This window comes from Acidiphilium sp. (assembly GCF_049977125.1).
Classification (GTDB): domain Bacteria; phylum Pseudomonadota; class Alphaproteobacteria; order Acetobacterales; family Acetobacteraceae; genus Acidiphilium.
Map to the genome: position 1 here is coordinate 1 of NZ_JBMFGY010000081.1, position 14,598 is coordinate 14,598.

The window sequence follows — 14,598 nt, forward strand, 5'->3', positions numbered from 1 at the left end:
CGCCGCGCGCGCCGATGTCGAATATCTGTACGACAAACCCTATACCGACAATGCGCGTGTTCGCGTCGCCGGCCCGTTCACGGTCGAAAGCCTCTCGCCGCATCGCGTGCTCCCGGCCAGCGAGGAGGAACTGCTCGGCGACGCCAGCCCCGCCGATGCCAGTCCGGCAGGGCAGGATTTCGCCGCCATCGTGATCGACTATCTCAAATCCGAAGGCGTGAAGCAGGAAAAGAAAAACGACCGCATCACTTTCGACAGCCTGACCCCCTGGGCGGGCAAATATATCGGCGCGGAAGGAAAATTCATCGAGGGTGAGGACGGGCGGGAGCGCCGCGCCGCGATTTTCATCGGGCCGGAATACGGCACGGTGGGGCGGCAGGACATCGTCAATGCCGCGCGCGAGGCGGTGGATGCGCGGTTCGATGTGCTGATCGCCTGCGCCTTCAACTTCGATGCGCACTCCACCGAACTCGGCAGCCTCGGCAGTTTGACAATCCTGAAAGCCCGGATCAACCCGGACATGCACATGTCGGCCGAGCTGAAAAACACCGGGCGCGGCAATATGTTCGTGGTGTTCGGCGAGCCGGATGTGGAGATCCTCGATGCCGGCGGCACCGAAATCCGGGTGAAGGTGAACGGGGTGGACGTGTTCGACCCCAACACCGGCGACATCCGCTCCAACGACACCGCCGGCATCGCCGCCTGGTTCATCGACACCGCGTATAACGACGAAAGCTTTTTCGTCCGCCACGCCTATTTCCTCGGCGCCAACGACCCGTACAAGAGCCTGAAAACCGCGTTGAAGGCGGAAATCGACGAGGATGCCTGGGCCACACTGTATTCCGACACATCCCGTCCGTTCGAACGGCCGGAGAGTGGGCGGATTGCGGTGAAGGTGATCAATCACTTCGGGGACGAGGTGATGAAGGTGTTTAAAGTTTAGTAAAGGAGGTTAAGATGTCTGGTCTTGTGGTGCTTGAAGGACGCTGGCAGAATAATAGAAATGTTTCGGTCAAATCACTTTTTGATTTGCTTGTAGATATGGAGTTTAACAATATACATAACTACCACTATGAAAATTTTACGAACGTTCAGTCGTTTCGCGCAATTCTTAATAATATTTTTCTTCCAAACGCGCATAAACGATATCTCTACATTGGTGGCCATGGAGATGAAATCAATGTAAATGGAACAGTTGATAACGTCTCTCGTACAGAAATCCGAAATAGTTTGCATGAAATACAAGGCGGTCAGCTACGTGGTTTTTTTGTTGGCGCTTGTTTATTTGGTAATGAGGAGAACGCTGGATTTTTCTTTGCTCCAGAAATAGGAGTTGTTCCTACCATTAGATGGTTTGCGGGATATCAAGGTAACGTTGATTGGATAAAATCATCTGTGATGGACATAATATTCTGGCAGAGAATATTCTCTGAACGGATACGGCACCCAGGTGCCACGGAAAATACAATCATTGAAAATGTCTGCAATTATCTAAACCATTCCGTATCAGGTTTGATGGAAGAGCTCGAATTCCAAGTTTATCGCCGGAGACCTCAACATCCCAACGAACCAGAACGTCTGATTGGATCGCAATGACAGAAACGATCGGCCCATTCACGGCACAGCAACTTAACGCCCTTGCGCAATTTCTGCCTGACTTCGAGTCCCCGGGTTTCAGCCCAGGAGCGATGAGGGGTATGACACCAAATGCGGATGGAAGCCTCTCGTTTCCCTACGCTGTTCTCAGCGACAAGGTCGAGGCGTTTATTGCTGCTATCTATGACAACGGCTGGGTCGTCGGCCATTTCGACTGGCCAGCGTGGGCTGGGACAAAAGAGGCGGCCCGGTTACGCGATGATGAAACCGCTCTGGTCGGGGCGACACCGGAACAAGTTGCCAAACTGATGACGGTGATCATCCGTCAGGATCGGTTTGCCGAAGGCACAGTGCTGAATGCGTTCGAAACCGGACTCGTCCTGCGCATCGTTCGGCGGATCGACGCGCTCGCGCAAGCAACCACGGACGATCCGTGACCGCAGGATCGCTAAACGATGCTTAAGCAGTCCGAGCCTACAAGGGTCTTTCCCGTGAGGCTCGGGCGTTCTATCGTCAGACGATCTTTAACAATTGAGGTAAAGACGATGTTGGACGTGCCCAAGACTGAAGTTGATTGGCAAAGATGGCTTGTAGAGAAAATTAGGAGTTCATGTGGAAATCCCGACTCACTTTCCACAATTCCCGTGAAAACATTGACGAATGAGAGTTCAATTGGATCTTTATGCGGTACGTTTGATTATGATGTCTTTGAGGATACCTCCTTCTGGAATCATCAGCGGGAGGTGTCAGACAAACACAATGTTCTGATGGACATTTCGGGCGGAATGACGCCAGATATCGTCCTTCGGTCAGGAAAGTCTGGCCAAAATCGGATTTATATCGAAGTTAAAGAAAAAGCCAAACTAAGTTATGGCATATATGACTCTCAAGTCGTTAGATATTTTCTTCATCTTCTTGCGACTTCCAAATCTACTAAGATGCAACCTTATTCTGAACTCCGCCGTGCCATTATTTTGGCTGCGCCAGATTATTGGTTCGATAATGCAAAGTTGGTTGAACCTTGGCATGACTTTTGTAAAAGATATGCGGGGCTTGCCGAGGCCTTCGATGTAACGCTTGGCGAGATACGGCTAAACGACAAGCTACTGAGAACATGAGCCGGGATTGCCTTGGTGAGATGTAATCGCGGGCGATCCAACCGATGAGGAGAAAGGCGCTCAGACATATCTCTGATTACTCAGAAGGGGGCGGATCATCGACCATAATCGGCCTCATTCCGGTATGACCGCCACTTTCCGTATTGCTGATGCGTTCACCGCCGCAATTGCGCGTCTTTCTGCCCAAGAGCAAAAAGTGGTTAAGACGGCGGTTTTTGATCTACAGGTCGATCCCTCGCGGCCGGGGTTACAGTTCCACCGGATCGACAAGTCGAAAGACCCAAATTTCTGGTCGGTCAGGGTCAACCAGGATATTCGGATCGTCATCCATAAGACTGGGTCTGATCTACTGCTCGCCTATGTCGGCCATCATGATGATGCCTATGCATGGGCGACGCGCCGACGGATTGAGGCGCATCCGCGCACCGGGGCGATCCAGATTGTTGAGGTTCGCGAGCGCGTGGAGGATGTTGTACCGCAACCATCGTTCGAATTTACGGTGTCAACGCCGACGCCGACGCCGAACAGAACGACCGAACTGAATATCGCCTACCCGTTTGCCGCGCTGGATGATGAGGCGCTTCTGTCCATCGGTGTGCCGCCTGACTGGCTGGCCGACGTTCGGGCTACGAGCGAAGACGGTTTCTTCGCGCTGGCAGCGCACTTGCCGGGCGAAGCGGCGGAGGCGTTGCTGGAGTATGCAACGTCCGGCCGCTTCATTCGTCCGGTGGCAATGCCGCCGCAGATCGATCCCTATACCCACCCAGATGCGCTCCGGCGGATCAGACTCATCGTTAGTCACGAAGAACTCGAACTCGCACTGGCGTATCCATGGGATAAATGGGGCGTCTTCCTTCACCCCTCGCAGCGCGCCCTGGTCGAACGGTCCTTTTCCGGCCCGGCGCGGGTGGCGGGATCGGCCGGCACGGGGAAAACGATCGTTGCCCTGCATCGGGCCGTTCGGCTCGCACGCGATCATCCGGATGCGAGAATACTGCTGACCAGTTTCTCGCAACCGCTTGCCGATTCGTTGGCGAAAAAGTTGCTGGTGCTGGCCCCCGAGACTGGCAGCATCGTGCCGCGGATCACCACGGCGTCGTTCCGGGGAATCGCCGAGCAGATGTTTCAGTTGGAATTCGGGGTACGACCGCGGATCGCCTCGGAGAGCGTCTTGCGTGACCGGCTGGCGAGCGCGGCAGCCCAGTTGAAAGGCTTCTCCGACCGTTTTCTGTTGTCCGAATGGACGAATGTGATCGACGCCTGGGGGCTGACGACGCTGGAGGCGTACACCACCGTTCAGCGCATGGGGCGCAAGAGCAGGCTCGGACCCAATCAGCGGGCGAAGCTGTGGCCGATCTTTCAGGCGGTCCGCGATGCGCTGAAGGCCGAGCGTTATACGACATGGGCCGAGGTGTTCACCCAACTGGCCGAGACACTGAGCCAGCGACCGATCAAACCGTTCGACCATGTCCTGATCGACGAGGCGCAGGATCTCGCACCGGCGGAACTGCGGTTCTTTGCCGCCCTGGCACCGGCGGGCAACGATAATCTGTTCCTAGCGGGCGATGCCGGTCAGCGCATTTTTCAACATCCCTATTCCTGGGCAGGTCTGGGCGTCGATGTTCGCGGGCGATCGTTCATACTGAAGGTGTGTTACCGCACGTCCCAACAGATCCGGCGCGCGGCGGACCGGCTATTGCCGACGGTTCTGCGCGATGCCGACGGACTGGAGGACGAACGGCGCGGGATCGTTTCGGTGTTCGACGGCCCGGTGCCAGACGTCGAAACTGTGGCGGACCCCATAGCCGAGACAGACCTTGTTCGAGGGGTCGTTGAGACCTGGCTTACCGATGGGATTGCCGCTCATGAGATTGGTGTGTTCGTCCGCACTCAGTCACTCGTTGCCCGAGCCCAGGCCGCCATTCGTGGCTTGGCTGGCGCCGCTCAGATCGTGACGGTTCCGATGAGCCTCGCCAAAGGGCTGGAATTCCGCGCGGTGGTCGTCATGGCATGCGACGAGGGCATACTCCCGCTGGATGAGCGCGTTGCCGATGCGGCGGACGAAGCGGAGCTTGACGACATCTATGAAACGGAGCGCCGGTTGCTCTATGTGGCCTGCACCCGGGCGCGCGAACACCTCCTTCTCACAGGCGTCTCTCCGGCGTCAGAATACCTCAATGATTTCCGTTAAAGGGCTACGGAATTGTTGATACCGGACCGATCGGCCGGGGCGTGATACGGGGATAAGTATGTTTAAAATCCCGCGACGCGGAGACAAAATTGAATTGCGGTCCGTGATTTCAGCGGCTTGAAAAAATCAGATCACGCGCCCGGAATCGCTCGAACCGCATTGAAACACTTGTGGCGATCGACTGGCTTCATGCTAACCTGACGTCATTGAGCGTGGATTGATTCTGGGAAGATTTGATGATTGAAATTCGAGCGATCGTTGCAACCAAGATCGGTTTTGCCTCGCATCAAAATGCTGTGCCGTTGCTGCGCGAGCTGTCGATTATAAATCATGGTTCAGTCTCGCACCAGAATCTAAAGCTCATGCTGACTGCTGATCCTCCTGCGTTCGCGCCGCGCATGTGGGCACTCGCTCACCTTGCACCGGGCGATACACGCCAGGTGATGGATCGCGACGTTGCGCTCAACGCCGCATTTTTGGGCGACCTTGATGAAGCTATCGCCGGGACGATCACGCTGCGACTGACCGAGGATGAGACTGAGCTCGCGGCGATGGTCTATCCGATCGATTTGCTCGCCCGCACCGAATGGGGCGGCATGAGCTCGATGGCGGAATTGCTGCCAGCCTTCGTGATGCCGAACGACCCGGCAATCGACCGAATTCTGAAGACTGCATCGGACGTGCTGCGGCGCGCCGGCAAACCAGATGCGATCGATGGATATGAGAGCAAATCCCGCCAGCGGGTGTGGCAATTGGTGGGTGCTCTATGGGCCGCGGTGTGCGAATTGCGGCTCAGCTACGCATTGCCGCCGGCAAGTTTCGAGCAGCAGGGTCAGAAAATTCGGTCGCCTGGGTCAATCCTGCAGGGGCGCGTCGCTACTTGCCTCGATCTCACCGTACTTTTCGCCGCAGCCCTGGAGCAGGCCCGTCTGAATCCGATAATTGTTCTGGCACGGGGTCATGCATTTGCGGGGGTGTGGTTGCAGCCCGGCGTGATGCCCAGCCTGATCACCGACGAGGCCGCGGCTCTGCGCCGTCGGCTCGATCTTGATGAGCTGCTTGTGTTCGAAACGACCCTGGCTGCCAATGCGCACCCGCCCAGCTTCTCCGCTACTATCGCGCAGGGACGTCGTCAGCTTGCCGAAGATGCCGATGCGCCTTTTGAAATGGCGATCGATGTTGCTCGCGCGCGGATGCAACGCATCCGCCCTCTGGCCGCAATGGCGGATCCCGCTCAACTAGCCGAGCCCAACGCGCCTGCTGTGTTTGAGGCGTTGGAGGCGCCGCCAAACTTATCGGATTTTGAGGCGGAAAGTGCAGAGCCAGACGTAGCGCTCAGTCCCATCGATCGCATTGCGATGTGGCAGCGCAAATTGCTTAATCTGACTACAGCAAACCGATTGCTGAACGTGCCGGCGAGTGCCAAATTCATCCGATTGATCTGTCCCGATGCCGCGTTGCTCGAGGATCAATTGGCCGACGGAAAGAAAATCCGAATCGTCGCGATGCCCGATTTGCAGCCCGGCGGGCGCGATGAAAAACTCTACGCAACCCAAAATAATGAAAATTTGCGTACGGAACTAGCGACAGAGGCGATGGCGCGACATGAAATTCTGGCCGAGGGCGAGGAGGGGAAACTCGATAACACGCTGATCGAATTGTTCCGCCAGGCCAAAACCGATTTTGCCGAGGGTGGAGCCAATACGCTGTTTTTGGCCCTGGGTTTTCTTAAGTGGCGAAAATCACCAGCCGAGCAACGATTCTACCAAGCGCCTCTCTTGCTGGTGCCAGTTCGGCTCGAACGTAAAAGTGCCGTATCAAAAATCATCATGACGCGGCACGAAGATGAAGCCCGCTTCAATCTGACACTGCTTGAATTACTGCGCCAGGATTTCGGCTTGACGATACCGGCTCTGGCTGGACCTTTGCCTGAGGACCGTAGCGGGATTGACGTTGCGGCGATCTGGACGACGGTACGAACTGCGATCCGCGATATGACAGGGTTCGAGGTGGTACCCAATGTGGTGCTTGGCACGTTTTCCTTTGCAAAATATCTGATGTGGAAGGATCTGGTCGATCGGGCGGCCATGTTGAAGGAGAGCCCGGTCGTACGTCATCTACTTGAGCGGGGGCAGGCTGCGTTTCCCGCGCGCGGAGAGTTCCCCCGCCCGGAGCACCTTGACCAGCGTATCGATCCGGCTGATCTGTTCATTCCGCTGCCCGCGGACAGTTCACAGATTGCAGCGATCGTCGCATCCGGCGAGGGTCATGATTTCGTGCTCGATGGCCCCCCTGGTACGGGCAAATCGCAAACCATCGCCAACATTATCGCCCATAATCTTGCCCGTGGCCGACGCGTATTATTCGTCGCTGAGAAAATGGCGGCGCTGGAGGTGGTTCAGCGGCGTCTTGCGACAGTAGGACTTGGATCGTTCTGTCTCGAATTGCACTCAGCCAAGGCGACCAAGACCGAGGTGCTACGCCAGCTCGACGATGCTTGGACCACGCGTGACCAGATGGCTGCTGCAATGTGGGCAAGTGAAGCAGCGGAGGTCAAACGGCTTCGCGACGAATTGAACCGGATCGTCGCCTTGTTGCATCGACCTCATGCGAACGGACTGACGCTGCATGGTGCGATTGGCCGCGTTGTGCGGGATTGGACCGAGATGACGCCACGGTTGGTCTTTCCTCTAGGTTGTCAGCACAGTGCGGTAGAGTTGGCAGCAACACGTGAAACGATGCGGCGCCTCTGCCTCGCGCGCAGCGAAGTGTTTGATGTGCCGACCGGGCTTGGAAATCTGGCGACGCAGGAATGGTCGAACGCCTGGCAGGACACGTTGGTGGAAGCGGCACGTGGGTTCATCTCCGCCGAAAGTGATTTATGCCAGGCATGTCAGAGCTTCGCGTCCGTGACTGGTCTTGATCCCATCACCGAAACCAGTACACAACTTGGCCATTGGCTACGTCTCGCCATGTTATTGCCGAAAGCTCATGGGTATGATCTGAGCTTTGCTTTTGCGCCCCAAGTTCCCGAATGGATAGCGAAGCTACGTGAGGCGATAACGTGCCTACAGCGTTATCGTGAGATCGAGGCTATGCTCTCGACGAGCTATGCAACTGAAGCGGTTCGGAGACTCGATCTTGCCGCGCTCAATACAGAATGGATTGCTGCGAACAAGAAGTTTTTCTTGTTCAAGGGTGGTGCTTGCAAAAAAGTGATTCAAACCTTGGCAAATGTCGGGGGTACAGCCGGGCCACCGGACCCAGCCAAGGATCTCCCTCGGCTTGAAACAATGGCCCAGGAATTAGCTAGACTTGATGTTCTGACACCTGCACTTGCGGGTGTGTCGAACTGGGCGGGCGTTGCAACCGATCTTGATCGGCTGCAAATCAGCATCGACATCGTCGAAGCACTACGGTCATCCACATCGGTCCTTGCTGCTGATTTGTCGGCGCTAACACAACTCCGTTACACGCTTACACTTCTGCTGTCCGATGGCAACGATCTTCTAGCATCGGATGGCCCCGTATCCCTTGCGGTTAAGCGTCTTTCAGACGCCGCTCAAGTCTGTGAGATCACGACTCAATCTTTCATAAGCCACGGTGAATTACGCCACAGCGAAACCTTCGCCGATCTTCGAGACAGTGCACAGGCCGTCATCAGCCATGCCCGTCGCCTAAAGCCGTGGACGGACTGGCAGCGGTCGCGTAACGACGCAATCGCGATGGGCTTGTCTCCGATTATTGCAGCCATCGAATCTGGTCAGCTATCGCCTGACATGGCCCAATCGTGCTTTGAAACGGCCTATGCATATTGGTTTGCGAGCGGCGAGATCGATGCCGAGCCCGATCTCCGGCGTTTTGCCGCGACTGACCACTTGGACAAGGTGAAAGCGTTTCGTCGACTTGATCACAATCTGGCGGCGTTGTCGGTCCGCTACATTAAAGCAAAACTATGCGGGTTGATCCCCGACAAAGAGGCTGCCAGCCAGGGAGGCGGGTATGCTGTACTGCGACATCAGCTTCAACTTAAACGCGCTCATAAACCGATCAGGCAGCTTGCCAGTGAAATGGGCGAAGCATTTACGCGGCTTGCGCCTTGCATGCTAATGAGCCCTTTGTCTGTCGCACAATATCTACCGCCTGATCAGGCTCTATTCGATCTTGTTATTTTTGACGAAGCCTCGCAAATCGCGCCATGGGACGCCATCGGTGCAATGGCGCGAGGCAGACAGGTCGTCATTGCTGGCGATCCGCGCCAAATGCCGCCGACGAATTTTTTCGCGCGCAAGAGCGACGAAGGTGATGACGAGGGCGGAGCGGATATGGAAAGCATTCTTGATGAATGTCTCGCCGCAGGTGTCACGCAACACAGTCTAACCTGGCATTATCGGAGCCGTCATGAAAGCCTAATCACTTTTTCCAACCATCGTTACTATGAAAATCGCTTAGTGACGTTTCCGGCGCCGCAAACCCGGCCCAGTGCGGTATCTTGGCAAATGACCGCCGGCGCGTACGCTCGCGGCGCTGGGCGAACCAACCAGATTGAGGCTCGCGTTCTGGTCGACTCTGCCGTTGCTCGACTCACCAATCCGGATTTCATCGCGCGCGGCTGGACACTGGGCATCATTACTCTGAATGTCGATCAGCAGCGACTAGTTGAAGATCTGCTCGACAAAGCGAGGCGGGAAAACGCGGCACTCGAACGACATTTCTCCGAAGATCTTGCCGAGCCGGTGGTGGTAAAAAACCTGGAAACGGTACAGGGTGATGAGCGTGATGTTATCATGCTCGGTATCGGTTTCGGCCCAACCGAAGCGGGTTCCTCGACTATGTCGATGTCGTTCGGCCCGTTGAATGCTGCGGGCGGCTGGCGACGACTCAATGTGGCCCTTACCCGATCACGGCAGGAGATGATCATCTTTACATCGTTCGGTCCTGGCATGATTGACCTCACCCGCACTGGCGCACGCGCAATCGCCGATCTGAAACATTTCCTCGAATTCGCCGAGCGCGGACCGCGCGCACTGGTCACCGCAGTTCGCGGATCGGTTGGCGATTACGAATCGCCGTTCGAAATCGCTGTTGCCATCGAGATGGGAAAACGCGGCTGGGTTGTCGTGCCTCAGGTCGGAGTCTCCAGGTTCCGTATCGATCTGGGCATCATCCATCCTGATCGACACGGCGACTATCTCGTTGGCATCGAGTGTGATGGCGCAACTTATCATAGCGCCGCGACGGCGCGCGATCGTGATAAAATCAGAGCAGCGATTCTTGAAGATCTAGGATGGAAACTGCTCCGCATCTGGTCGACCGATTGGTGGATCGATAAGCAAGGAGCGGCCGATCGACTGCATCGCGCCATCGAGCAGTGTCTCGCCGACGACCGCGTCACCGAAGCGACAAAATGTGCTATTCCGGAGATAGAATCGTCAGAGTCGTCAACGACGACGGCATTAGAGAATTCCATCTCACAGATGCCGAATGTTCCAATCACTAAAGGTCAGATTGTGGGCACGCCCCCCCCGAGGCTGGAGAACGCATCTGAGCGCGATATTGAGTTTGCACGCGCAATGAGCATGCCAAAGTCGATGTTTCAGCAGTACCACTTCGCGGACATTACCCTTTTCAATGATCGACTTAAGCCCGAACAATTCTACGATTCGAACTATGATACAACATTATCCTTGCTGATTTCACATATTCTTGGTGTTGAGGCGCCGATTTCGGAATCGTTACTTGTTCAACGGATAGCTCGTGCTCACGGTTTTCAACGCGCCGGTCGCATCATCCGCGAACGCGTCATGCATCTTGCGCGATCTTTGCATCACGTGACCAATGCCGCCGACGAAGGGATTTTCGTATGGCCGGACACAGCCTCGGCTTCCGGCTGGAAAGCCTGCCGCCGACCCGATAGTGCCGATGATATTCGGCAAATCGATGACATTGCGTTCGCAGAGTTGGCTGCGGCAGGCGAGCAGCTTGGAGATGAAAGCGATATCGTTTTGGCGATCGCCCGTTTCTTCGAAGTGAGACGGCTCAGCGCAACCGCACGCGCGCGGATTGAATCTGCATTAGGACGTTCTCCGTAACCATAATTCCGGTTCCAACTTGGAATCACCGAATAGCAATGATACCTGTTCAACCGTCAGCGCTAGCCCACAACACCGGGTCAAGTCGTTCCGCGCGCCAGCGTCAGGCATGGTTAACATCATGATCGCGATCGCCGGGATCAGCGATTGCGATCCGCCGGAATGGATGGTCGCGATCAACGGAATACGCAACGATCCGTCCGGCTTCACCGACTCGACGCGCCAGATGATTTTTTCAAGCAGTCAGCGACGTCGATTAGTTCCGCTATGCCACTTTCCCCCATCAGCACTTTGGTAAGTGACAAAGTGCGGCCATCGATTAGTCGCTGGAATGCCGCGACATCATCTGGTGTCCACGTTTTTGGACTGCCGTCCACGTTAATCAGTTTGTTCCACGAACGTCTATCGATATGGTCATCGAACGGAGGCGTGTCGCTGCTGTCGGGTCGTGCATCTTCGATTTGTCCCATACCGCGTCCACGATTATCGGCCGCGGCAAGCCACCTTACATTTCCAAGTGAATTGCCGACCGTATTGCGCAAGTCTCTGAAATTGCTCTCTTCAGGACTAGAAAGGCCACGAGGCTTCCGCTGGGCGCTCCAGTGAAACCCAAACAGTTCTTGTGGAATCGCATGGTCTAGATCGAACGGCAGGTCGTCATCGCGCGTCGAGGTTGGGTCGTAATGCGGGAAGGTTCGCGTGAGGTAGCGACGCTGTAACCAGAACAGTGCCCGCCTCTGAAGCTCGGCGTGCGTGGATAGCACCCGCAGCGCTTCGCCGGGACCAGCGTGGTCCTGACCATCTCTGCCGCTCCTGAAACGCTCTTCCCACTTTGCCAACGTGGATCCACGGTTCTTCACTTCCTGCTCGAGATCATGCCAGTCGGTGGCCCGTGGCGCACGGCGTGCGACACCGACAGTCTCGAAATGATGAAGTAAAGCTGCCACCGAGTTAAGCTCAACGGCCCAATCTTTGACACCGGCCTGAACAAACGTGGCATAGGCCGCCTTACTGTCGTCTCCAACGAAAATGAGCCAGTGGAGAACGAAGGCGATGAGCGTCGCACGATCTTCCCCCTCCCACGCCCGCCCTTCATCACGCTTGAATGTAAACAGGAGGAGCACGTCCAGTAAATCGGGGGGGAGGCGCGCGAGTAGCATGGATGGCAGCCCACAAGGATTTCTTTCTGGGTCGTAACGCAGACCGCAGCGGAGATTCTTGATCGCTGTTTCCAGCCTGGGAGGGGCAGCCTTATCGGCTGGCAACATTGATCGAAAACAACGCTCAGTGGTTTCCGCTCCCTTGTCCTGCACAAATTGGACACGCTCCGGTGTTGGCTTACCGGCCCGCTCCCACTCCTGGGAGTCTTTCCAAGGCTCGAGCGTCTGTGCAACGCGCAAGGCCCCAAGTACCAGATCAACCTCCGACGTGAACCGACCAGAGTTTTTTACGATATCGTCGACCCGGTCATGCACATGAGGATAGCAATTCTTAATAAGTGAGTAGGTCAGCTCCTCGTCAGAAAGCCGTGTGCCCCCCTGCCCGAGCCGCGCGAAAAAGATACGATAATCTTTCTCTTTCAGGATGGAGTTGTCCACGAGCTTGACGATTATTTCGGCATTAAGCGCCTTCTTCAGCCCTGCAAGAAAGTCATCGATGTAGGCAGATCCGGCGCCGTGAGCGGTAAGTCGCGCAAGTGTCAAAAGTTTGTCCCGGATATTTTCTTCCTGAGATTTCATTAGCTCTTTGACGACGTAGCTCAGCCGAACGGCGCATTTGGCAGACATCAGAGTTCCCGGGTCCGTCATTGCCATCTCGTTGAAGATCGTATCCGGCCGCTTCGGCTTGCCGTCTTCGGTTGGCCAGGAACCATGTGCGTGTCGTCGGTCCTCGGCGCTAATCTTTTGATTGGGTGTCTTGGGTCTGTAGCCGAATGGCTGACCAGTGCTGTTCATGCGCACCATGAACAGCCGATCTCCCAAATTTTCCGGCTCTTCCTTGATATCCACCCAAAGCCGGAGCGATTTGCCAAGCACTCCCTCGCCGAGCCCGAGTAGAAGCGAGAGTAACCTCTGCTGACCGTCGAAAAGGTGGAACGCGATCTCGGGGAGCGTCTCCGTCCTGTTGTTTAGGTTCCGACCCTCATCGTGCTGATGGTCCGTCCGTGTCACCATTATCATGCCGGCTGGGTAGCCGCGCATCAGGCTGTCCCAGTAATTAATGATCTGCTCATTGCGCCACACGAATGAGCGTTGGATCGGCGGCAGCCGTAGTAGGCCTGATTCGTTGCTCCTGAACCACTCAGCGAGGCGGCTAACGGTCATTAGCTCCACCGTTTTACCCCCGCTGAAAAGCCTACAGAAGGGGACACCTTGCTGATCGCATATTTCGTTCATTGTCTATACCCTAACGCAATTTCTGAATTCACACACGCTTTCGCTCAGCTTGTAGGGTTGTTTACGCTGCCCAGTCGAAATGCACCGCAGACATCGCGGGAAGATCGGCGAACGTCGCGTGTAGCGTTCCCGGTGCCAGCATCGGAACCACATACCCCTGACCGATCTGCCATTCTGAAAAGGCATTATTTTCTCCCGTTTAACTCTGCCTCTAAACTGTTTTCCATTTTCTTATTCATGTCGCAGCCTTAAGAGGCATCATTCTCATGATGCGCCGCGACCTCGGCCGCCAAATCTGCTAGGCATTCCCGCAACCTCTCCGGCGCCACTACCGTCACTGCGGTTCCCCAGGTGAACAGGTGCCAGCACATCTCCTGCATCCCACCGGCACGGAAGGCGATCCGCAACGCGCCATCCGCCTCGCGGTCCATCACCTGCGTAGGGTGAAATAGCCAGCACAGAGTCTCCTCCGCCGCTTCCGGCGCGACGCGCAGCACCACGTCCAGCGGCTCTTCCTGAAATATGCCAAAGGACTGCGCCGCATACGCCGCCAGATCGAATGCTTGTCGCGTGAACACCTCAGGCAAGATCGTCAGGTCGCTGATCCGGTCTATCCGCCAGAGGCGCATTGCTTCCGCGCCGGGAGTATGCGCGATCAGGTAGGCGCGTCGTCCGTACAGGATTGCATAGGGGCAAAGCGTCCGTAAGGCCGCGCGCGTCGTCTCGGCGGGGCGGTATTTAAAGCGAAGCAGATTCGATCCAAGAATCGCTCGCCGCAGGTCGCTCAACAGCGCCCGATCCAGCTTCAGCCGCGGTCCAGGGCTTGCCGCACTGCCTTCCGCCTGCATCAGCAACTCAATATCCGGTTCGGAGCGCGTGAGCGCCGCCGGTGTCATCATTGCCCGCAAAGTCGCCGCAGCATCCTTCAGATCGGACGCACGTGCGTCGTCGCCCTTGACCGATAGCTCGCGTGCCAGCGTCTCCAAGGTTGCAATTGCACCTGGCTGCGCCGGCAATGCTGGCAGGGTCTCGCGAGGCAGACGCCAACGCCGAACCCGGTCTTCGCCATCGGTGAACGATAATTGAGGAAAGATCTCCTCGATCCGGTCACGTAACCGTTCGATTGTCCGACGGCCGACATCGAGATGCTCTGCCATCTCGTCGAGCGATAATCCCGCTCGCGATCCCGAAAGCAGAACAGCAAG

At 56.3% G+C, this 14,598-nt stretch carries 8 protein-coding genes; 6 read left to right on the top strand and 2 right to left on the bottom strand.

Translation table 11 applies throughout. The features are described 5' to 3' along the window. From ACP5E6_RS12270 to ACP5E6_RS12295, 6 genes are all read left to right on the top strand, one after another. The coding region (locus tag ACP5E6_RS12270) for a modification methylase (protein WP_427954525.1) at positions 1–943 on the top strand (943 nt) is incomplete at its 5' end. A 14-nt stretch (positions 944–957) separates the two neighbouring features. Further along, positions 958–1,596: a hypothetical protein gene (locus ACP5E6_RS12275; protein ID WP_427954526.1), complete on the top strand. Its 639-nt coding sequence runs from the start codon at positions 958–960 to the stop codon at positions 1,594–1,596. Then, positions 1,593–2,033, top strand: a complete 441-nt coding sequence (locus tag ACP5E6_RS12280; protein WP_427954527.1) for a DUF6508 domain-containing protein — start codon at positions 1,593–1,595, stop codon at positions 2,031–2,033. Before ACP5E6_RS12275 ends, ACP5E6_RS12280 begins: the two co-directional genes overlap by 4 nt. A 108-nt stretch (positions 2,034–2,141) precedes the next feature. Beyond that, the gene (locus ACP5E6_RS12285) at positions 2,142–2,714 is read left to right on the top strand and encodes a hypothetical protein (RefSeq protein WP_427954528.1); all 573 of its coding nucleotides are present in this window, start codon (positions 2,142–2,144) and stop codon (positions 2,712–2,714) included. Positions 2,715–2,838: 124 nt separating this feature from the next. Further along, on the top strand, positions 2,839–4,905 hold the full coding sequence (locus ACP5E6_RS12290; protein WP_427954529.1) for a UvrD-helicase domain-containing protein: 2,067 nt from the start codon (positions 2,839–2,841) through the stop codon (positions 4,903–4,905). A 236-nt stretch (positions 4,906–5,141) separates the two neighbouring features. Continuing rightward, complete coding sequence (locus ACP5E6_RS12295) at positions 5,142–10,997, top strand: DUF3320 domain-containing protein (protein WP_427954530.1); 5,856 nt, start codon at positions 5,142–5,144, stop codon at positions 10,995–10,997. Between the two features lie 206 nt (positions 10,998–11,203). Here ACP5E6_RS12295 and ACP5E6_RS12300 read toward each other — a convergent pair whose 3' ends face one another. Further along, positions 11,204–13,393, bottom strand: coding sequence for a DUF262 domain-containing protein (locus tag ACP5E6_RS12300; RefSeq protein ID WP_427954531.1), 2,190 nt, complete (start codon positions 13,391–13,393; stop codon positions 11,204–11,206). A 248-nt stretch (positions 13,394–13,641) separates the two neighbouring features. Continuing rightward, a partial coding sequence (locus ACP5E6_RS12305; protein WP_427954532.1) for a helix-turn-helix transcriptional regulator occupies positions 13,642–14,598 on the bottom strand: 957 nt, incomplete at its 5' end.

What these genes read in the sequence shown, in the direction of transcription:
- ACP5E6_RS12285 (WP_427954528.1), top strand. Translation starts at nt 2,142, where the DNA reads ATGTTGGACGTGCCCAAGACTGAAGTTGATTGGCAAAGATGGCTTGTA.
- ACP5E6_RS12290 (WP_427954529.1), top strand. Translation starts at nt 2,839, where the DNA reads ATGACCGCCACTTTCCGTATTGCTGATGCGTTCACCGCCGCAATTGCG.
- ACP5E6_RS12280 (WP_427954527.1), top strand. Translation starts at nt 1,593, where the DNA reads ATGACAGAAACGATCGGCCCATTCACGGCACAGCAACTTAACGCCCTT.
- ACP5E6_RS12295 (WP_427954530.1), top strand. Translation starts at nt 5,142, where the DNA reads ATGATTGAAATTCGAGCGATCGTTGCAACCAAGATCGGTTTTGCCTCG.
- ACP5E6_RS12300 (WP_427954531.1), bottom strand. Translation starts at nt 13,393, where the DNA reads ATGAACGAAATATGCGATCAGCAAGGTGTCCCCTTCTGTAGGCTTTTC.
- ACP5E6_RS12275 (WP_427954526.1), top strand. Translation starts at nt 958, where the DNA reads ATGTCTGGTCTTGTGGTGCTTGAAGGACGCTGGCAGAATAATAGAAAT.